This window comes from Sphingomonas sp. PvP018, assembly GCF_017876865.1.
Classification (GTDB): domain Bacteria; phylum Pseudomonadota; class Alphaproteobacteria; order Sphingomonadales; family Sphingomonadaceae; genus Sphingomonas; species Sphingomonas aerolata.
This window is the reverse complement of the sequence record NZ_JAGIOU010000001.1, coordinates 3,282,239-3,302,761: the sequence shown is the minus strand read 5'-3', so window position 1 is coordinate 3,302,761 and position 20,523 is coordinate 3,282,239. Positions and strand designations below refer to the sequence as shown.

General features: G+C 68.2%; 19 protein-coding genes. 11 read left to right on the top strand and 8 right to left on the bottom strand.

Features of this window, described 5'->3' with window-relative positions; translation table 11 throughout:
* Positions 1-121 precede the first annotated feature (121 nt).
* The gene (dinB, locus tag J3A66_RS14755; RefSeq protein ID WP_166746160.1) at positions 122-1,210 is read left to right on the top strand and encodes a DNA polymerase IV; all 1,089 of its coding nucleotides are present in this window, start codon (positions 122-124) and stop codon (positions 1,208-1,210) included.
* A gap of 27 nt (positions 1,211-1,237) precedes the next feature.
* On the opposite strand, the gene J3A66_RS14750 is transcribed toward dinB, so the two are convergent.
* Both J3A66_RS14750 and J3A66_RS14745 read right to left on the bottom strand, forming a co-directional pair.
* Positions 1,238-3,073: a GGDEF and EAL domain-containing protein gene (locus J3A66_RS14750; protein ID WP_209569695.1), complete on the bottom strand. Its 1,836-nt coding sequence runs from the start codon at positions 3,071-3,073 to the stop codon at positions 1,238-1,240.
* An 88-nt stretch (positions 3,074-3,161) separates the two neighbouring features.
* Positions 3,162-4,088, bottom strand: coding sequence for an ROK family protein (locus J3A66_RS14745; protein ID WP_209569693.1), 927 nt, complete (start codon positions 4,086-4,088; stop codon positions 3,162-3,164).
* A 147-nt stretch (positions 4,089-4,235) separates the two neighbouring features.
* On the opposite strand from J3A66_RS14745, the gene J3A66_RS14740 reads away from it, so the two are divergent.
* Positions 4,236-6,029 (top strand): EAL domain-containing protein, encoded by a 1,794-nt coding sequence (locus J3A66_RS14740; protein ID WP_209569691.1) that lies wholly within the window; start codon positions 4,236-4,238, stop codon positions 6,027-6,029.
* A 12-nt stretch (positions 6,030-6,041) separates the two neighbouring features.
* Here J3A66_RS14740 and glmS read toward each other — a convergent pair whose 3' ends face one another.
* Together glmS and glmU are read right to left on the bottom strand one after the other, a co-directional pair.
* On the bottom strand, positions 6,042-7,865 hold the full coding sequence (gene glmS / locus J3A66_RS14735; protein WP_209569689.1) for a glutamine--fructose-6-phosphate transaminase (isomerizing): 1,824 nt from the start codon (positions 7,863-7,865) through the stop codon (positions 6,042-6,044).
* A gap of 95 nt (positions 7,866-7,960) precedes the next feature.
* Entirely contained in the window at positions 7,961-9,331 is a 1,371-nt protein-coding gene (gene glmU, locus J3A66_RS14730) for a bifunctional UDP-N-acetylglucosamine diphosphorylase/glucosamine-1-phosphate N-acetyltransferase GlmU (protein WP_209569687.1), read from the bottom strand.
* Between the two features lie 62 nt (positions 9,332-9,393).
* Here glmU and J3A66_RS14725 point away from each other — a divergent pair, with 62 nt between their 5' ends.
* Together J3A66_RS14725 and J3A66_RS14720 are read left to right on the top strand one after the other, a co-directional pair.
* Positions 9,394-10,113 (top strand): HAD hydrolase-like protein, encoded by a 720-nt coding sequence (locus J3A66_RS14725; RefSeq protein ID WP_031441643.1) that lies wholly within the window; start codon positions 9,394-9,396, stop codon positions 10,111-10,113.
* A complete protein-coding gene (locus tag J3A66_RS14720) occupies positions 10,110-10,493 on the top strand; it encodes a hypothetical protein (protein WP_236559065.1) in 384 nt (127 codons plus the stop codon). Before J3A66_RS14725 ends, J3A66_RS14720 begins: the two co-directional genes overlap by 4 nt.
* Before the next feature lie 16 nt (positions 10,494-10,509).
* Here J3A66_RS14720 and J3A66_RS14715 read toward each other — a convergent pair whose 3' ends face one another.
* The 4 genes from J3A66_RS14715 to J3A66_RS14700 all read right to left on the bottom strand — a co-directional run bounded on the left by J3A66_RS14715 (position 10,510) and on the right by J3A66_RS14700 (position 13,067).
* Positions 10,510-11,436 carry a nucleotidyltransferase family protein gene (locus tag J3A66_RS14715; protein WP_245337095.1) on the bottom strand — a complete coding sequence of 309 codons (927 nt, stop codon included), beginning with the start codon at positions 11,434-11,436 and terminating at the stop codon, positions 10,510-10,512.
* Positions 11,437-11,507: 71 nt separating this feature from the next.
* Positions 11,508-12,368, bottom strand: a complete 861-nt coding sequence (locus J3A66_RS14710; RefSeq protein ID WP_209569683.1) for an HprK-related kinase A — start codon at positions 12,366-12,368, stop codon at positions 11,508-11,510.
* Positions 12,365-12,652, bottom strand: a complete 288-nt coding sequence (locus J3A66_RS14705; protein ID WP_348634061.1) for an HPr-rel-A system PqqD family peptide chaperone — start codon at positions 12,650-12,652, stop codon at positions 12,365-12,367. Before J3A66_RS14705 ends, J3A66_RS14710 begins: the two co-directional genes overlap by 4 nt.
* A gap of 4 nt (positions 12,653-12,656) precedes the next feature.
* Entirely contained in the window at positions 12,657-13,067 is a 411-nt protein-coding gene (locus J3A66_RS14700) for a hypothetical protein (protein WP_031441639.1), read from the bottom strand.
* Between the two features lie 142 nt (positions 13,068-13,209).
* On the opposite strand from J3A66_RS14700, the gene J3A66_RS14695 reads away from it, so the two are divergent.
* The 7 genes from J3A66_RS14695 to phoB all read left to right on the top strand — a co-directional run bounded on the left by J3A66_RS14695 (position 13,210) and on the right by phoB (position 20,457).
* Complete coding sequence (locus J3A66_RS14695) at positions 13,210-14,442, top strand: ATP-binding protein (protein ID WP_056406039.1); 1,233 nt, start codon at positions 13,210-13,212, stop codon at positions 14,440-14,442.
* Between the two features lie 46 nt (positions 14,443-14,488).
* The gene (locus tag J3A66_RS14690) at positions 14,489-15,571 is read left to right on the top strand and encodes a substrate-binding domain-containing protein (protein ID WP_192097569.1); all 1,083 of its coding nucleotides are present in this window, start codon (positions 14,489-14,491) and stop codon (positions 15,569-15,571) included.
* Between the two features lie 49 nt (positions 15,572-15,620).
* Positions 15,621-16,997, top strand: a complete 1,377-nt coding sequence (gene pstC, locus J3A66_RS14685) for a phosphate ABC transporter permease subunit PstC (RefSeq protein ID WP_031395857.1) — start codon at positions 15,621-15,623, stop codon at positions 16,995-16,997.
* Between the two features lie 88 nt (positions 16,998-17,085).
* Positions 17,086-18,300, top strand: coding sequence for a phosphate ABC transporter permease PstA (gene pstA, locus J3A66_RS14680; RefSeq protein WP_192142029.1), 1,215 nt, complete (start codon positions 17,086-17,088; stop codon positions 18,298-18,300).
* Positions 18,300-19,061: a phosphate ABC transporter ATP-binding protein PstB gene (pstB, locus tag J3A66_RS14675; protein WP_031395855.1), complete on the top strand. Its 762-nt coding sequence runs from the start codon at positions 18,300-18,302 to the stop codon at positions 19,059-19,061. The genes pstA and pstB overlap by 1 nt, the downstream gene beginning before the upstream one ends.
* Positions 19,062-19,075: 14 nt before the next feature.
* Positions 19,076-19,759, top strand: coding sequence for a phosphate signaling complex protein PhoU (phoU, locus tag J3A66_RS14670; protein WP_031395854.1), 684 nt, complete (start codon positions 19,076-19,078; stop codon positions 19,757-19,759).
* 5 nt (positions 19,760-19,764) lie between these two features.
* Positions 19,765-20,457, top strand: a complete 693-nt coding sequence (gene phoB / locus J3A66_RS14665) for a phosphate regulon transcriptional regulator PhoB (RefSeq protein ID WP_031395853.1) — start codon at positions 19,765-19,767, stop codon at positions 20,455-20,457.
* Positions 20,458-20,523 lie beyond the last annotated feature (66 nt).

Sequence of the window (20,523 nt, the reverse complement as noted above, 5' to 3'; positions counted from 1 at the left end):
ATTCGGTTCCGATCCGCACGTCCAGGTCCCCTTGTCGTCGCCGCTTGCGCCCGGCCGAATTCGTTCAACGCCGTAACGACGCTCTGTTTCCGCGCATCGTCAGAACCTATCTGCGGTGCAGATGGCCGCTTCTCCTACCCCGCCGCCGGTGCAGCGCAAGATCATCCATGTCGACATGGACGCCTTCTATGCCTCGGTCGAACAGCGCGACGACCCTACGCTGAAAGGTCGGCCGGTCGCGGTGGGTGGTTCGCGCGCGCGCGGGGTGGTCGCCGCCGCGAGCTACGAGGCGCGCACCTTCGGGGTGCACAGCGCGATGCCGTCGGTCACCGCGCTCAGGCGCTGCCCCGACCTCGTCTTCGTGCCGCCGCGCTTCGACGTGTACCGTGCGGTGTCCGACCAGATCCGCGCGATCTTCGCGTACTTCACCCCGCTCGTCGAACCGCTGTCGCTCGACGAGGCGTATCTCGACGTCACCGCCGATATCCGCGGGGTAGGATCGGCGCAGGCGATCGCGGAGGAAATCCGCGCGCGGATCAAGGCCGATACCGGGCTGACCGCCTCCGCCGGGGTCAGCTACAACAAGTTCATCGCCAAGCTGGCGTCGGACCAGAACAAGCCCGACGGAATCTGCGTCATCACCCCGAAACGCGGGGCCGCGTTCGTCGCGTCATTGCCGGTCAAGCGGTTCCACGGCGTCGGCCCGGTCACCGCCAAGCGCATGGAACAGCTCGGCATCCTGACCGGCGCCGATCTGCTCGAACGACCGCTGGCGTTCCTCCAGGCGCATTTCGGCAGCTATGCGGACTATCTCTACGGGGCAGCACGCGGGATCGATCACCGCCCGGTGCGCGTCAACCGTGCCGCCAAGTCGGTCGGGGCGGAGCGGACGTTCGAGACCAATCTGAGCGATCCGGCAGCGCTGCGCGAGGCGTTGCACCGCGTCGCCGATGCGGCGTGGGTGCGGATCGAACGGCACGACACGCGCGGGCGGACGGTGACGCTGAAATTGCGCCATGCCGATTTCCGGACGATCACGCGCGCCCGCTCGTCGAGCGCCGCGGTGGTCGACAAGGCTGCGTTCGTCGCCGCCGGACTGGACCTGCTGATGGCGCAGCTTCCGGTCCCGCAGGGCGTCCGCCTGCTCGGCCTCACCCTGTCGGGGCTGGTCGGCGACGAGCCGGACGACGCGCAGCCCGTCCTGCTCTAACCCACCGCTCGATTCGCGGGTGTGGGGTCAGACGCCCTGCGACGGTGCCATGACGCGGGGCGCAGCGGCGGGATCCCCGCCGAGACCGCGTGCTTCCGCCATGGTCCGGGCGATCGCAGCAGGTACCGGGTGCGAGAAGAAGAAGCCCTGGAGATGGCTGGCCCCCGCCAGGCGCAAGGCCTGGACCTGCGCCTCGGTCTCGACGCCCTCGGCGATGACCCCGATGCCGAGCGCGCGGCCCAGACTGATGATCGAATGGACGATCGCCGCGCTTTCGCGCTCGCGGCCCATCCCCTCGATGAAGCTGCGATCGATCTTCAGGCAGTCGAGCGCGAAGGTGCGGATGTTGTGCAGGCTCGAATAGCCCGTCCCGAAATCGTCGAGCGCGATGCGGAACCCCATGCGGCGCAGCGCGCCCAGCGTCTCTGCCGCACGCTCGGCATCGTCGAAGATCGCGGTCTCGGTGATCTCGATCTGCAACCGGCTGGGATCGACCCCGGCACGGCGGACGCTCTCGCTGACATAGTCGACGAAATGGTGGCGCCGGAACTGTCGCGGGCTGAAATTGACCGAGACATACTGACCCGGCCACTGCGTCAGGACCGCGAGCGCGTTGCGCAGCACCCAGTCGCCCAGGTCGTGGATGAGGTTCGATTCCTCCGCGATCGGCATGAACAGGCCCGGGCTGATCGGGCCGTAAGCCATGGTGTTCCAGCGCAGCAGCGCCTCGAACCCGACCACTTCGATCGATTCGCGCGACACGATCGGCTGGAACACCAGGCTGAGCTCGTTGTTCGCGATCGCTTCGCCGAGCCCGCTTTCGACCCGCCGGCGGAAGCGAATATCCTCGTCCATGCTCTCGTCGAACACGCGCGCCATGCGCCGGCCGCTCCGTTTTGCGTCGTTGAGCGCGAGGTCGGCCCGCCGCATGACGTCGACCGGGTCGCTCCCCTGCCCGCCATGCGTCACGACCAGCCCGGCCGAGGCGCCGCCCTGGACGGAACTGCCGAAGACCTGGAGGCTGACCGAACAGGCCGCGATCATCCGTTCGCAGGCGAGCAAGGCGCTGGTCTCGTCCGCGGTGCTGAACAACACGCCGAATTCGTCGCCGCCAAGCCGCGCGACCAGCGCGCCCTCGGGCGAGGATCGGCCAAGGATCGCGCAGATCTCGCGGATCAACGCGTCGCCGGCAAGGTGCCCCAGCGTGTCGTTGACCAGCTTGAACCGGTCGAGATCGATCATCACCGTCGCGAACCACCCATCCGCGCGGGTGCGTTCGGCAAGCGCGCGGAGGAACGCCAGCCGGTTGGGCGCGTCGGTCAGCGAGTCGTGCGTCGCCAGATGGATCGCACGGCTTTCATTGGCCGCCAGCTCGGCAGCCCGTACCTCGAGCTGCGCCACCTGCCGCACGAGCGCTGCACGCACCGCGTTGCAGTCATGGTCGAACTGCCACCGCTGCGTCAGTGCCAGCGCGGTCTGGCGCAGCTCGGCGCCGACGAACGGCTTGGCGATATGGAAGACCTTGTCGACCGGCCCGGCCACCTTGGCGATCCCGGCGAGCGAGGCACCGTCCAGCGCGGTGACGATCACGAAATTGATGTCGGGGTCCAGTTCACGGATCCGGCGCGCGGTCTCGCAGACGTCGAGCCCCGACGCCATCTGCAGATCGAGGAAGGCGACCGCGAACGGCGCGGGCTCGGCGATGGCGGATTCGACCGCGGCGATCGCGTCGATGCCGGTCCCGACGGAGGTTATCGAAAATGCGTCGGCCTGCGGGTCAGCCGCCGCTGGTTCCGTCCCGAGAATCGCACGGGCGTAGTCGTCATGAACTCCGGGTTCGTCGTCGACAATCAGAATACGCATCGGACACCGTTCCTCGCGATACCTGACCCCGCCCGTATAGGCGGTTTTCCAGGCCTTATCGCGCGGCCCGGTGGGTAGGCATCTGTAATTAATATGACATGAAGGCCGAGCTTCCCGACCCTCCGACCGAGTCACCAAGCGCTTGGCCACCAAGGATAATCGCGCCGAGCGGGCCGGCATTGCCGCCGAGTGCCGGCGGTACGACGAACGTATCGACCAGCGTCGGCTCGGGCAATGCGATATACCCCCCGAGACTGCGCGTCAGCGCGGCACGGACCCGCGGAAACAGATGGCCGGCGCCCATCACGCCGCCACCGATGACGATCCTGCGCGGAATTCCAGTGAGCACGAGCGTGTGGCACAACTGGCCGAGCGCCTCCGCGACGCCCGTCCAGACCGGATGATCGGCGGGGGCCTCATCGGCGGGATGGCCGAGCCGCGCGGCGATCGCCGGGCCAGACACGAGCCCCTCGAGGCAGGCGCCGTGAAACGGGCAACTGCCGATCCAGTCGTCGCCCGGCATTCGGACCGGCCGGATATGCCCGAGTTCCGAATGCATCAGGCCGTCGACCGGTCGATGCCCCGCGATCAGCCCCGCGCCGACCCCGGTGCCGACGGTCACATAGGCGATGTCCGCCAGGCCCTGCGCCGCACCCCAGCGCGCCTCGGCCAGCGCCGCGCCGACGACGTCGGTATGGAAGCCGGTCGGCACCGCATAGCGACGCTGCAGGCGCCCGGCGACGTCGGTCCCCGCCCAACCGGGCTTGGGCGTCGAGGTGATATGGCCGTAGTCACCACCGCGCCGGTCGATCCCGACCGGGCCGAAGCTTGCGATCCCGATGGCGACGAAACCGGTCCAGCGGTCGAGCACGGCTTCGATCGCGGCAAGCGTCTCATCGGGGCGAGTTGTCGGAATTCGTACGATTTCCTCGATCGCATCGGGCCCTCGCGCCAGGATACAGATGCACTTGGTCCCGCCAAGTTCGATCCCGGCCACCAATGGTATTTCGCTCATCCCTGTCCCCAAACCAATGCTTTGGCTGCAGCAATTCGTCCGGCGGGGCAGATCCGTCAAGTTGCTGTAATTTACTCCATGTTAACAACATAAGTCTATCGCGCAAGTCGACTCGTTGCGCATAATGCTGGCGACTGGAGCAGAGAAATGCGGGCGTATGAAGAGGCGGCACGGCTTGATGCATTGCGCCAATTGCGCCTGCTCGACACCAGCGCCAGCGAAAACTTCGATCGCATCACCCGGATGGCGGGCCAGATCTTCGGGCTGCCGATCGCCGCAATCTCGCTCACCGATACCGACCGACAATGGTTCAAGTCGCGCGTCGGGATCACGCACGACCACATCGCGCGGGCCAAGGCCCCGTGCGCGGAGGTCGCCGAAACGACGCAGGGTCTGGTGATACCCGACCTCGCCGCCGACGGCTTCTATGCCAACAGCCCGCTCGCGCAGTCCGGCATCCGTTTCTATGCGGGTGCGCCGCTGATCACGCGGGAGGGCCATGGGCTCGGGTCGCTCTGCGTGCTGGGGGCCGAACCCCGAACCGCCTCGCCCGAGGAGCTTGCCGCGCTGACCGACCTTGCGGCGATGGTCATGGCGCAAATCGACCTCCAGCATGCGGTCGGGCGGATCGATCCGGTCAGCGCGCTACCCAACCGCTTCCGGTTTCTGGAAGATCTCGACGATCTCGCGCGTGACACGCCCGGTGAGCAGCGCTTCGTCGTGCTGCTCGACCTCGCGCGTGCCGACCAGCTGAATGCGCTGATCCGGGTGATGGGCGCCGGCTATATCGAAACGCTGGTCAAGGAATCGGCGCGGACCTTGCGCGAGCAACTGGGATCCGCGCGAACGCTCTATCACGTGGCCGCGACCCAGTTTGCCTTCCTGTCCGCGCCGGGTGCGACCATGCCCGGCTATCTCGACGTGGTGAGCGCCGGGCTTGCGGTCAGTGCCGCGGGCTCGATCGCGCGGTTCGTGACGACGATGGCGGCCGGGATCGTCCCCGTGACGCTGGGCGCGATCCGGTCACAGGAAATCCTGCGCGCCGCCCACAGCGCCGCACAGGATGCGCAGGCCAAGGACAGCCTGATCAGCGTCTATGCGACGTCGAACGATACCGAATACCGGCGCAATATCGTGCTGCTCAGCGCGTTCGGCACAGCGCTGGAGGACGGCGCATCGCTTCGCCTGGTCTATCAGCCGCGGATCGACCTCGGATCACGTCGCTGCGTCGGGGCGGAAGCGTTGCTGCGCTGGAACGACCCGACGCTGGGCGACGTATCGCCCGCCGAGTTCGTCCCGATCGTCGAGCGGACCACGCTGGCCAAGCCGACCACCGCATTCGTCCTCGACACCGCCCTGCGTCAGCTGGCGGCGTGGCAGGCGTGTGGCGTCTCGCTGCCTCTGTCGATCAACATCTCGGCGACCAATCTCGACGAGGACGGACTCGTCGCGGCAATCGCCGCGGCGCTCGACACGCACAATGTCGCGCCCGACATGCTTGAGGTCGAGGTGACCGAAAGCGCGATGATGGAGAATTCGGCGCAGTCGCTCGCCAGGCTCGAGGCGCTGGCGGCGACCGGGGTCCGCGTCGCGATCGACGATTTCGGGACCGGCCACAGCAGCCTCGCCTATCTCCAGACGCTGCCCGCGAGCGTGGTCAAGATCGACAAGTCGTTCGTTGACCCGCTCAACACCGACGACGCCCGCAGCCGGACGGTGATCGCGACGATGATCTCGCTGTCGAAAAAGCTCGGCTTCCGCGTGGTCGCCGAGGGCGTGGAGACCGTCGGCGCCGTCGACACGCTGACGCGGATGGCGTGCGACGAGGCACAGGGCTATGTCTTCGCCCGCCCGCTCGAAGCGCAGGACGTCCTGCCCTGGATCACGCGGTTCAACGGCGACGACCAGATGCCGCCATTGCCCCACCGCAAGGCGGCCTGAGCCGCGGCGCCCTTATTCGACGGTGACCGACTTCGCCAGGTTGCGCGGCTGATCGACGTCGGTCCCCTTGAGCACCGCGACGTGATAGGCGAGCAGCTGAACCGGCACCGCATAGACCAGAGGCGCGATCAGCGGGTGGACCTTGGGCATGGTGATCGTCGCCATGCAGCCTTCGCCCGCCGCCTGGATGCCGTCATAGTCGCTGATCAGCACGACCTTGCCGCCGCGCGCCATCACCTCCTGCATGTTGCTGACGGTCTTGTCGAACAGCGGCCCCGACGGTGCGATGACGATGACGGGGACATGCTCGTCGATCAGCGCGATCGGCCCGTGCTTCATCTCGCCCGCAGCATAGCCCTCGGCGTGAATATAGCTGATTTCCTTCAGCTTCAGCGCACCCTCCAGCGCGAGCGGGTAATCCGTACCGCGCCCGAGATACAGCACGTCGCGCGCACCCGCGACGGTGTGCGCCATCGCCTCGATCGCCTCGTCATAGGCAAGCGCGCCGTTAAGTGCAGCGGGCGCCTCGGCGAGGTGGCGGACGATCTCGCGCTCCTGCTCGCGAATCAGCAGGCCCTTCGCGCGCGCCAGATTGGCGGCGAGCGCGGCGAGCACCGCAAGCTGGCAGGTGAACGCCTTGGTCGAGGCGACGCCGATCTCCGGGCCGGCATGCGTCGGCAGCAACAGGTCCGCCTCGCGCGCCATGCTGCTGGTCGGCACGTTGACAACGACCGCGATCTTTTGCCCTTCGACCTTGGCATGGCGCAGCGCGGCTAGCGTGTCCGCGGTCTCACCCGACTGCGAAATGAACAGCGCGAGGCCGCCCTCCTCCATCACCGGCGCGCGGTAGCGGAACTCTGACGCGACATCGAGGTCGACGGGGACGCGCGCAAACTGCTCGAACCAGTATTTGGCGACCATGCCCGCATAGAAGCTCGTCCCGCACGCGACGATCGTGACGCGCTTGATGGTCGACAGGTCGAATTCGGGGATTGGCAGCGAGACCTCGCCCTCCATCCGCTTCAGATACGAACGCAGCGTCTGCGCGACGACGATCGGCTGCTCGTAGATCTCCTTGAGCATGTAATGCTTGTGGTTGCCCTTCGAAATCACCTCGCCGGTGATCCCCGACAGCGTGATCGCGCGCTCGACGGGCGCGTTGTCGCGGTCATAGACCTGCGCGCCGTCGCGCGTCAGCACGACCCAGTCGCCTTCGTCGAGATAGGCGATACGCTGCGTCAGCGGCGCGAGCGCGAGCGCGTCTGAGCCGAGGAACATCTCGCCCTCCCCGTGGCCGACGACCAGCGGCGAGCCGAGCCGCGCGCCGATCAGCAGGTCGGGATGCTGGCGGAAGAGGATCGCTAACGCGAACGCACCGTGCAGCCGCGGCAGGATCTCGCGGACCGCCGAGATCGGATCGCTGCCGGCCTCGACCTTCTCGCTGATCAGATGCGCGACGACTTCGGTGTCGGTCTCGCTGGTGAAGGTCCGCCCACGCGCGATCAGTTCGTCGCGCAGCGGTTTAAAATTCTCGATGATGCCGTTGTGGACGACCGCGACCTCGCCGGTCGCGTGCGGATGCGCGTTGTTGGTGGTCGGCCCGCCATGCGTCGCCCAGCGCGTATGCGCGATCCCGGTCCTGCCGGGCAACGGATGCGCGGCGAGCTCGTTCGCAAGGTTGACCAGCTTGCCCGATGCGCGCCGGCGCTCGATCGCGCCGTCATGATCGGTCGCGATGCCGGCCGAGTCATAGCCGCGATATTCGAGCCGCTTGAGACCGTCGAGCAACCGCTCGGCAACCGCGTCATTGCTCAGGATTCCCACGATGCCACACATGCTATCTATCCATTCATCTTGTCGAGCGAGGCGTGCGACACGCTCCGCATGATCTGGTCAGGTCGGGAACCGCGTGCGATCGGTCGCGCGGGGCGTCACCGACGAGCGGCTTTGCGGGCCACCATCTTTTCGCGGAATCGCGCTGCCCAGCCGGGCTTGTCGACCTGGGGCGGACGAACGAGCGCGAGTGCGTCGGCGTCGACATCGCGCGTGAGCACCGACCCCGCCGCAACGATCGCGCCGCTACCGACGGTCACCGGCGCGACCAGTGCTGAGTTCGAGCCGATGAACGCGTCCTCGCCGACGACGGTACGGTATTTGAAATAGCCGTCGTAGTTGCAGGTGATCGTGCCCGCACCGATGTTCGCGCGCGCGCCGATCTCGGCATCGCCGATATAGCTCAGATGATTGACCTTCGCGCCGACGCCAATCGTCGCCTTCTTTACTTCGACGAAATTGCCGACGCGTGATCCGGCGCCGAGATCCGCCCCGGGCCGCAGGCGCGCGAACGGGCCGACGTCCGCCTTTTCGCCGATCACCGCACCCTCGACATGGCTGAAGGCATGGATGACCGCGCCATCCGCGACGCGAACGCCCGGGCCGAACACGACATTGGGCTCGATCGTCACGTCACGCCCGAGCAGCGTATCGTGCGCGAACCAGACCGTGTCGGGCGCGATCAGCGTCGCGCCGTCCGCCATGGCGGCGGCACGGCGCGTCGCCTGCCAGGCCGCCTCGACCGCGGCGAGTTCACCACGGCTGTTGACGCCCGCCACCTCGCCTTCGCCCGTCTCGATCACCGCCGAGGCCCGGCCGTCGGCGGCGGCGAGCATGACGATGTCGGGCAAATAATATTCGCCCGCCGCATTGTCGTTGCCGACGCGCGCGAGCAACGCGAACAGTTCGCGCGAATGGACCGCCATCAGCCCCGAATTGCATAGCGTCTCGGCGCGTTCGGCGTCGGAGGCGTCCTTATATTCGACCATCCGGTCGATCCGGCCGGCGGCATCGGCGATGACGCGACCATAGGCACCGGGATCGGCGGGGCGGAAGCCGAGCACGACCGCCGCGGGCGCATCGTCGCCGTGCAACCGGTCGATCATCCGCTGCATCGTCGCGGCGGTGACGAGCGGGACGTCGCCATAGAGGATCAGCACATCGCCCTCGAACCCGGCCATCGCGTCGCGCGCCTGCGCCACGGCATGGCCGGTGCCGAGCTGTTCGGCCTGCAGCGCCGTCGCGATCCCGAGCGGGGCGACCGCGCGCTCGACCTGCTCGCGCCCCGCACCCGTCACCACGACGGTGCGCGCGGGGTGCAGCGTCGTCGCGCTCGCGACCAGATGGTGCAGCATCGGCCGCCCCGCGATCGGGTGCAGCACCTTGTGCAGGTCGGACTTCATCCGGGTGCCCTTGCCGGCCGCCAGGATTATCACCGCGATGGACTGGTCGTGCTTATGCGTCGTCATGGAAGGACCGCTGCCACGAAAGCCTTGCCAATTCCATAGCCGCGCTGGCAGGCATCACGGCGATGACGTATTTTTCATTCGATATCGTCGGGTTCGACCTTGACGGCACCCTGCTCGACACCAGCGGCGACCTGACCGCGGCGGTCAATCATGCACTCGCGCTTGCGAACCGGCCGGCGCTGAGCGTCGAACAGGTCAAGCCGATGATCGGCGGCGGCGCGCGGCACATGCTGAAACAAGGGCTGACCGCGACCGGCGGCTATGACGAGGCGATGCTCGACCGGCTGCACGCCGCGCTGCTCGCCTATTACGAGGCGCATATCTGTGTGCTGACGCGGCCCTATCCCGGGGTGATCGAGGCGCTCGACGCGCTGGCGGCACGCGGTGTCACGATCGGGATCGTCACCAACAAGATCGAACGATTCGCGCGCACCGTGCTCGACGAACTCGGCCTGACCGACCGGTTCGCCTGCATCCTCGGCGGCGACACCATGGCGGAGGGCAAGCCGTCGCCGATGCCGATCCACGAAATGGTGCGCCAGTGCGCCGTGGTGGCGGACGCGAAGCGCGCCGGGGCGCAAGGTGCCGCCCCCCGCGCGGCGTTCGTCGGCGATTCGATCTTCGATATCCAGGCGGGACAGGCGGCAGGGTTGCCGACGATCGCGTGCAGCTTCGGCTTTCTGATGCAGCCGGTCGACGAGCTCGGGGCAGAGGCGGTGATCGACGGATTCGATGCGCTGATCCCCGCGCTCGATGACCTCGCCCGGCGCACCGCAGCGTGAACGGCCGCGACCGCGACCTGACCGGGTTCTTCAAGATCGCGCTGGCGCTGGCGATCGTCTTCGCCGTGACGATGGCACTCCTCCCCAAGCCGCCGCATCTGCCGATCGATCAGTTCGGCGACAAGTTCCAGCACATGCTCGCCTTCGCGACGCTCGCCGCGCTGGCGTCGTTCGCCTATCCGGCGGCGCGCGGACGCAAGGTGCTCGAACGCCTGTCCTTCCTTGGCGCGATGGTCGAGGTGGCACAGTCGATCCCGTCGCTGCACCGCGACTGCGACATTCGCGACTGGATCGCCGACACGATCGCGATCGCCGTCGTCGTCGCGATCATCGCGATGGTGCGGCGGACACGGCCGCCGCGGCTGCGCACGCTGCACTGATCCTCCGCGCGGGCGCTTAGGCCTTGCGCCACTTCGTCCACAGATGGCGCGCGAGCATCGCCGGCGGCATGCGCAGCGCGTGCGATCGGACGTAGAAGGCCAGCCGCGTGGCCGGGCGGGTCGGCCGCCCCCAGCCGTCGCGCGCGGTCAGCCGCCGCACATAGAGGCGGTCGCTGGCCGTCAGCCGGCCCGCGGCGAACAGCCCATCGACGAGGCGCAGCGCGCGCGCGACGGGCAGGCGCAGACCATGCCTCGCCGCCTCCTCTGCAAGCCCCTCGGTGCCGAACTCCTCGACCAGACAGCGAATGTCCCACAGGTTGCGCAGGCCGCCCGCCAGGTCGCCGTCCGCGAACAGATGCGCCGCGGCATGGACGATCATGCCATTGGGCGACAGCGTGCGCAGGCCGTTGCCGAGCGGGACGCTGTCCGCGATCAGCCGTGCGGGATCGGGCGTGACCCGCGCGGTCAGCGGCAGGATCGTGTGGTGGACGTCGATCATCCGGTCGCGCTCGCGGTGGATCAGCGGCGGCAGCTCGTGCATCCAGCGCCGGTAATAGGCGTCGTCATACGGGTCGGGCTTCACCCATTCCCACCCCGCGCCGAGCACCGCCGCCTCGACCCGCTCGAGCGCCGCCCGCGGCACGAGGATGTCGAGATCGCCGATCGACCGGCCCTGCCCCGCCATCAGTCCCGCTGCGGCATAGGCCGTCCCCTTAAGGAGCACGACCGGGCAGCCGAGCGGTGCGAGTGCGCGCCGCGCCATCTCCGCCTCCCACAGTGCCGCGCGGCGGCCCTGTTCCGCGGCGGCGCGTGCATCGCCGAGGATCGCCTCGACCGCGCGCGGCAGCGGCAGGCCGTAGAGGCGCAGCGCCAGCGTCCCGATCAGCTGTTCGGCGCGGGCGATCGTCAGCAGGGTGGTCCAGCCTTCCGCGTTGAGTCCCATGACGCGTCCCGGATCGGCAAGCGCGCCGGCAAGCAGGCGTGCGTCCGCCGCCACGCTACGCGGGAGGTCTGTCACAACGCCGCGCATAACGCCTCGACCTGCGCGACCCCGCTGGCACCGTCGGGATAATCGATCGCGACCGCGGGGACATCAGCGATCAGGCGGGTCATCGCGGTGAATCCCGGCTCGCCGAGCGCGACATAGTTGGTCGAGGCCTGCGTCATCCGCACGAACGCTTCGGCAGGCGGCACGGGCCGGACCGCCGCCGCATCGCCGTAGCGGGGAAACAGCAGCAAGGCGGGGGTCGCCGGCTGGTCCATCGCGGCGATCGCACGCGCATCAGGGACCATGTGGCGGATATCGCCCTTCGGAGTCGCCGCCATCAGCGGCCCCATCCGCGCGTCTGGCCAGGCGGCCTCGGCCGCGAGGATCGCCGCATTCTTCAGGCTGATCAGCCGCGGAAAGGCGTGAAGCAGCCCGGTCGCGGGGTCGAGCAGCGCGAATTCGTCACCCATGAACCGCCAGCCCCGCGCCGCGAGCAAACTCGCCAGTGTCGATTTGCCCGCACCCGATACCCCGGTCATCAGCACCGCGCGGCCATCGCGTTCGACCGCGGAGGCATGGAGCAACAGGTGGCGGCGTGCGCCGAGCGCCATCTGAAGGTTCATCGCCATTTCGGCCGCGAGCAGCCCGTGCCGCAGCGGCAGCGGCGCGGCCTCGGGCAGCATGTAATCACCGCCGATCTCGACCGACGGGCGGAGCCACCGCCGCCAGGGCCGCCGCGCGAAGAGCCGGACGGTATAATCCGCCACCCCGTCCTGCGGCGCGGGATAATCGCGGTAGAGACTGCGCAGCTGATCGATCGGCGCGCGCCAGTCCGATCCGATCCGGAATCCGATCGGACCGATGCGCAGCGCGAAGGCGTGTCTCACGACGTCGCGACAAGCCCGGCGGCGACCAGCTCGTCGAGCCGCGCGGCTAGCGCCGAAGCTGTGGCGTCGGCGAGATCATAGTCGTCCGCCAGCCGGTCGAGCAGCGCGTTGAGCGACAGCCCGGCCTCGCCGAGGATCGCCAGGATCTGCGGCGCGGGTTCGGTCAGCAGGTGAGTCATGCCCGATCGCCGGTGATAGACCGCAGTAAACGCGTCGAGCGGCGTGAGCACCAGCGCGCCCGGCGGGTCAGCGCGGTAGATCGGATCCGGTGCGGCGGCGTCCACGGCCTCAGCCGCGCGGCATCTGCAACGAGGCGAAGCAGGTGAAGCCGCCCTGGCCGCGCTGCAACCGGCGGATGTAATTTACATAGGCGCGGCTGCGTTCGGAATCGGTGCCGGGGAGCTGGCCGCCGCTGTTGAGCACGCGCCGGACTTCCTCGCCCTTGAACGGCCGGCTGGCGCCCGCGAAAGCGCCCTTGGTCCCCGATGGCACGATCTTGCCCTGCGCATCGATGAAGCTGCCCGCGCGGCCCGCATCGGGCACCGGAATGTCGCAATTGAGCACCGATCCCGCGGTCTGCGCCAGCGCCGGACGGATCGACACGACCGCAGCGGCACCGACCGCGCCGAGCGTCAGGACGCGACGCCGCGACGGCGTCGTCTCGATCGGATCGGTGTCGGGGCGCGTGTCGTCGCTCATCGGGTCTCCGCTAGCATCATGCCCTTTCACAATCATGAACCTCGCGCAAGCAACCGGGCTTTGCAGGGGGCGATGGGGCCGGCGCTGTGCCGCTGCGGGACGGGCTGGCGCGCGGGGCAGCGAATGGCCTAGACACGCGCGCATGTTGACCGGATTTGGACTGCGCACCTTTTGGGCGATCATTGTGGCCGGCGGCGCCGCAATCGCGGTATTCGCGATCGGCACGTCGATCCAGGCAGGGCTGGTCGCGCTGGTCGGCGGGATCGCCGCCGCGCTGGTCGCCGCGGGGACCGGGGACGAGCCGCCCGCCGCCGCGGATCCCGCGCCGGTCAATCCGGCGATCCTCGACGAGACGCTCGACCTGATCGTCGAGCCCGTGCTGCTGGTCCGCGACGGCCGCGTCGTGCTCGCCAACCGCGCCGCCCGCGCGCTGCTCGGCGAACACATCATCGGTGACGATGCGCGCGTCGCGATCCGCCACCCCGCCGCGGCCGAAGCGCTGTCGTCCCCCGCCGCGCTGGGCGAGACCCCGCCGATCGAGCTGGTCGGGCTGGGCACCCGCGACCAGCGCTGGGAAATGCGCGTCGGCGAACTGTCCGACGGGCAGCGCATCGTCCATCTGATCGACCAGACCGGCAATTATGCCGCCGAACGGATGCGCGTCGATTTCGTCGCCAATGCGAGCCACGAACTGCGCACGCCGCTCGCCTCGATCCTAGGGTTCATCGAGACGCTGAGCGAGGAAGCGGGCGAGGATCCGGCGATCCGCGCGCGGTTCCTCAAGGTGATGGACGACGAGGCCAAGCGGATGCTGCGGCTGATCGAGGACCTGATCTCGCTCAGCCGGATCGAGGCGGAGAAATACCGCGTCCCCGACACGCCGATCGACCTGGCCATTCTGGTCGGCGACGTGCGGGCCGAACTAGCCGACGGCGCGGGCAACCGCGGCCTTGATCTGGTCGCGACGATCGAGCCCGCCGTCCCCCCGGTGTCGGGCGACCGCGTGCAGCTGTCGCAGATGCTCCACAATCTGGTCGGCAACGCCATGAAATATGGCCGCGCCGGGACGCCGGTGACGATCACCCTGGCACGCGACGTGACCGGCATGGTCAGGCTGGCGGTGCGCGACGAGGGCGACGGCATCGCCGCGGTGCACATCCCGCGACTGACCGAGCGATTCTACCGAGCCGATGCCGGGCGCAGCCGGTCGCTCGGCGGTACCGGACTGGGGCTGGCGATCGTCAAGCATATCGTCGAGCGACATCGCGGACGCCTCGACATCGCGAGCCAGGTCGGGGTCGGCACGACGGTCGCGGTGATCCTGCCGCCGGCCGGTGCCGGCCCCGCCAATTCGTCGCGTGTCATCAAACGGTAACGCGACTGTCACACAGGATCCGGTCTAGCCGCGCTATCGGGCGGGCATGACGGGAATTGACGTGCAGCGTTTCGGGGCGATTTCAGGACTGGCGGTCACGGCACTGGCGGGCGCGACGCTGATCGGCGGATGCGTCGATCAGGCGAATGGCGGCGGCGCGGGTTCGCGCGATCAGATCACCGCGGTCGGATCGTCGACGGTCTACCCCTTCACGACGATGATCGCCGAACAGCTCGTCGCCAACGATCCCGATGCCAAGGCACCGGTGATCGAATCGACCGGCACCGGCGCGGGGATGAAGCTGTTCTGCGCAGGCATCGGCGCCGGCCATCCCGATATCGAGGATGCGTCGCGGCGGATGAAGGCGAGCGAGTATAAGGACTGCGCGGCCAACGGCGCCGGCCAGATCCTGGAAATCCAGGTCGGGATCGACGGCATCGCGTTTGCCGAGGCCAAGAACGGCCCGAAGATGCAGCTGACCCCGACCGACCTGTACAAGGCGCTCGCCGCCAGCCCCGGCGGCCGGCCGAACACCGCGCGCGTATGGCGCGACGTGAACCCCGCGCTGCCGCCGGTGCCGATCCAGGTCTATGGCCCGCCCGCGACCAGCGGCACGCGCGACGCGCTCGCCGAACTGATCCTGACCAAGGGCTGCGAGGCCAGCGACCCCAGCGCCAAGCCGCTCGCCAAGTCCGATCCCGATGCGCACAAGGCGCTGTGCACCCGCGTCCGCGAGGACGGGATGTATGTCGATGCGGGCGAGAATGACAATCTGATCGTCCAGAAGCTCCAGTCCAACCCCAATGCGATCGGCGTGTTCGGCTACAGCTATCTCGAAGAGAACAAGAACGACGTGAACGGCGTCGCGATCTCCGGTGTCGAGCCGACCTATGCGACGATCGCGGACACGCGGTATCCGGGGTCACGCCCGCTCTACATCTATGTGAAGAAGGCGCATCTCAGCGCGATTCCGGGGCTGCGGACGTTCCTGAAACTCTATGCCGCCAACTGGAGCGCGACCGGGCCGCTGGTGAAGCGCGGCCTGATCGCCGCGCCACCCGCGGTCCAGGCCCGGTCGGCGGCGATCATCGCCAACGAGACGATCCTCGACCCGGCGGTGCTGTCGTGATGCACTACTGGAACACGATCCCCGCCCTGAAACCGGCGGAGACGGCCTGATGTCGGCACTCGCCCTCTTCTTCCTCGTTCTCGGGCTCGGCCTGATCGCGTGGCTGAGCGCACGGATGCGTGCCGCACGGTTCCGGGTCGGCAACACTGCGCGGTTCAGCTCGCTGCCCGCGCATCACGGCTGGTATGTCGCGCTGTGGACAGCGATCCCGCCGCTGCTGTTCCTGGTCGGCTGGTCGATGGTCGCACCCGCGCTCGTCACCGACACCGTGCTGGCCAGCCCCGCCGCGGTGCAGTTGCCCCCGCCCGGCTTCGACCGGGCCTCGATCCTGTCCGAGGCGCGCAGCCTGGCGGAAGGACGAAGCTTCGGCGCGTTCCACGAGCTCGCGCGCGTCCTGTCGCCGGTCTATGCCGCCGCGCAGTCGCGCTACGACTGGATCGCGACCGCGCTCGCGCTGCTGCTCACCTTTGCCGGCGGCGCGTTTGCGTTCCTGCGCGTGCGGCCGGGCTTCGGCGCGCGGACGCGGGTCGAGCGGATCGTGATGATCCTGCTGCTCGGCGCATCGCTGATCGCGATCCTGACCACGGTCGGCATCGTCGCCTCGCTGCTTTACGAATCCGCGCGCTTCTTCTCGATCGTGCCGATCACCGACTTCCTGTTCGGCACGCACTGGAGCCCGCAGGTCGTCGACGCGCGCGATCCGGGCGCGTCGCTCGGCGCGGTGCCGCTGTTCTGGGGGACGTTCTTCATCGGCGCGGTGATCGCGATGATCGTCGCGATCCCGTTCGGGCTGATGAGCGCGATCTACCTCACGCAATATGCCGCCCCGACCACGCGCAAGTGGATGAAGCCGATCCTCGAGGTGCTCGCGGGCGTGCCGACCGTCGTCTATGGCTATTTCGCCGCGCTGACGGTGGCGCCTGCGGTGCGCGATTTCGCGGTGTGGATCGGGATCAGCTGGGCCTCGTCGGAGAGCGCGCTCGCCGCCGGGCTCGTGATGGGGATCATGATCATCCCGTTCGTCTCGTCGATGGCCGATGATTCGATCGCCGCGGTCCCCTCGTCGATGCGCGACGGCAGCCTCGCGATGGGTGCTACCTCGTCCGAGACGATCCGCCGCGTGCTGCTTCCCGCCGCACTGCCCGGCGTCGTCGGCGGCGTCCTCCTCGCGGTCAGCCGCGCGATTGGCGAGACGATGATCGTGGTGATGGCCGCGAGCGGTGTCGCGACGCTGACGCTCAACCCGTTTGCCAGCACGACGACGGTGACCAAGCAGATCGTCGATCTGCTGACCGGCGAGGCCGAGTTCGACAGCGCCAAGACGCTCGCCGCCTTTGCGCTGGGGCTGACCTTGTTCGTCGTCACCCTGCTCCTCAACATCGTCGCGCTGACGGTCGTGAAACGGTACCGCGAAGCCTATGAATAGCGTCACCCCCTTCATCGGTACGCCAGACGCTACGGCCTCGGCGAAGCCCGCCACGGCGCGCGTGCCGACCGACTGGACCACCAAGGCGATGCAGAGCCGCATCCGCCGCCGCTATGCCGCCGAGCGCCGGTTCCGCCTCGCCGGGCTGGCCGCGGTCTGGCTCTCCGCGGGCTTCCTCGCCTTCCTGCTGTCGTCGATGCTGTGGCAGGGCGCGAGCGGGTTCGTCGAGACGCGCGTCGCGCTGCCGATCGATTTCGCCGCCGCCGCACTGCCGATCGAACCCGCGCGGCTGACAAGCCGCGGCGCCGATCTCGCGCTCGCCAGCGCCGGTCTCGAGGGTGCGGTCGACAGCGCCGCGACGCGCGCGTTCGGCAAGGATGGCGAAGGCCTGTTGTCGGACGGCGCCTGGGTGACGGTACGCGATGCGCTGAAGGCGGATCCCGGTCTGCTGTCACGCAAGACGGTGATCGCGGTGCCCGTCGCCAGCCCGGTCGACATGGCTGCCAAAGGCGATGGCCCGCCCGAAGCGGAGGCCATCGTCGCCCGGCTCAAGGCGCGCGGCGTGCTGACGCGCGGGCTGAGCATGACGTTCCTGACGACCGCCGATTCGACCGACGCGACGCGGGTCGGCATCTGGGGGGCGTTCAAGGGCTCGCTGCTGACGATGATCGTCACGCTGCTGCTCGCCTTCCCGATCGGCGTGCTGTCCGCGCTGTATCTCGAGGAATATGCCCCGAAGAACCGCTGGACCGACCTGATCGAGGTGTCGATCAACAACCTCGCCGCGGTGCCCTCGATCATCTTCGGGCTGCTCGGGCTCGCGGTGTTCCTGGGTACCTTCGGGATGCCGCGATCGGCGCCGCTGGTCGGCGGGCTGACGCTCGCGCTGATGACGATGCCGGTGATCGTGATCGCCGGGCGCAACGCGATCAAGGCGGTGCCGCCATCGATCCGCGACGCCGCGCTCGGAATCGGCGCGTCGCCGGTGCAGGTCGTGTTCCACCATGTCCTGCCGCTCGCGCTGCCCGGCATCCTGACCGGCACGATCATCGGCATGGCGCGCGCACTTGGCGAAACCGCACCGCTGCTGATGATCGGGATGCGCGCGTTCATCGCCGCGCCGCCCTCGGGGCTGCGTGACCCCGCGACCGTGCTGCCCGTGCAGATCTTCCTGTGGTCCGACCAGGTCAGCCGCGGCTTCATCGAGAAGACCTCGGCCGCGATCATCGTCCTGCTCGTCTTCCTGCTCGCGATGAACGGCGTCGCGATCTACCTCCGCAACAAATTCGAGACCCGCTGGTGATGACCAACCACAAGATGACCGCGCGCGACGTCAGCGTCTATTACGGGCAGAAGCGCGCGATCGACAATGTGTCGATCGACGTCGACATGGACAATGTCACCGCGTTCATCGGCCCGTCGGGCTGCGGCAAGTCGACCTTCCTGCGCACGCTCAACCGCATGAACGACACCGTCGCCAGCGCGCGGGTCGAGGGGAAGATCGAGCTCGACGGGCACGATATCTATTCGCCCGACATGGATGTCGTCCAGCTGCGCGCCCGCGTCGGCATGGTGTTCCAGAAGCCGAACCCCTTCCCCAAGTCGATCTACGAGAACGTCGCTTACGGCCCGCGCATTCACGGGCTTGCGGGTGCCAAGAGCGACCTCGACCAGATCGTCGAGAAGTCGCTGCGGCGTGCGGGTCTCTGGGACGAGGTGAAGGATCGCCTGACCGACAGCGGTACCGCGTTGTCGGGTGGGCAGCAGCAGCGGCTGTGCATCGCGCGCGCGATCGCGGTCGATCCCGAGGTGATCCTGATGGACGAGCCGTGCAGCGCGCTCGACCCGATCGCGACTGCCAAGATCGAGGAGCTGATCCACGAGCTGCGCGGCCGCTATGCGATCGTGATCGTCACGCACAACATGCAGCAGGCGGCGCGCGTCAGCCAGCGCACGGCCTTCTTCCACCTCGGCACGCTGGTCGAATATGGCGACACCTCCGCCATCTTCACCAACCCGCGCGAGGAACGCACCAAGGATTACATCACCGGCCGCTACGGCTGATGGGGACGGGATCGATGAACACGCATACCGTAAAGGTCTTCGACGACGAGATCGGCCGCCTGCGCGGCCTCATCTCGCAGATGGGCGGCCTCGCCGAGGACGCGATCGCCAATGCGATGAAGGCGCTCCAGCGTAACGACGTCGCGCTCGCACGCGAGGTCCGCGCGGCGGACAAGCAGATCGATGCGATCGAGGCGGAGGTCGAGCGGCTGGCGGTGCAGATCATCGCGCTGCGCGCACCGATGGCGATCGACCTGCGCGAGGTCGTCGCCGCGCTGAAGATCGCGGGCGTCGTCGAGCGGATCGGCGATTATGCCAAGAACATCGCCAAGCGCGTGCCGATGATCGAGAGCGAGCACCGGATCGATCCGATCTCGATCCTGCCCGCCATGGGCCGGATGGCGAGCGAGATGGTGCATGACGTGCTCGACGCCTTTGCCGCGCGTGATTTCGAGGCGGCGATGCTCGTCGTCGAAAGCGACGCCGCGCTCGACGATTTCTACGACAGCATCTTTCGCACGCTGGTGACCTACATGGTCGAAAATCCCAAGACGATCAGCCAGGTCGCGCACCTGCTGTTCGTCGCGAAGAATCTCGAACGGATCGGCGACCACGCGACCAACGTCGCCGAGATGGTCTATTTTGCCGCGACCGGCACCCAGATGGCCGACCGCGACCGCGGCGGCATACAGGAGTAATCGACATGGCCCGTGCAAGGATGCTGCTGGTCGAGGACGACGCGGCGCTCGCCGAACTGCTGGTCTGGCATTTCAAGCGCGAGGATTTCGAGATCGCGCACACCCCCGATGGCGAGGAGGCGCTGCTGCTCGCGCGTGAGAAGGTGCCCGATATCGTCCTGCTCGACTGGATGGTCGAAGGCCTGTCGGGAATCGAGGTGTGCCGCCGCCTGCGTCGTGCGCCCGAGACGCAGAACGTGCCGATCATCATGCTGACCGCGCGTGGGGAAGAGGAGGACCGTGTCCGCGGGCTCGAGACCGGTGCCGATGATTACGTCACCAAGCCCTTCTCGCCGCGCGAGCTGGTCGCGCGCGTCGGCGCGGTGCTGCGCCGCGTTCGCCCCGCGCTTGCCGGCGAAGCGCTGAGCTATGCCGACATCGAGATGGACACGGTCGGCCACAAGGTCCGCCGCTCGGGCGAGGTCGTCGCACTCGGGCCAACCGAGTTCCGGCTGCTCAAGCATTTCCTCGAACATCCCGGCTGGGTCTTCTCGCGCGAACGGCTGCTCGATGCGGTGTGGGGCCATGATTCGGACATCGAATCGCGCACCGTCGACGTGCATATCCGGCGGCTGCGGAAAGCGATCAACACCGGCGAACGTCCCGATATCATCCGCACGGTGCGCTCGGCTGGCTATTCGCTTGATACTGGCGGCTGAAAGTCAGGGTACTGCAAGCGGTCGCCGACCGCGTCATTAGTGCAGGACCAAGACAAGCCGGTTAGA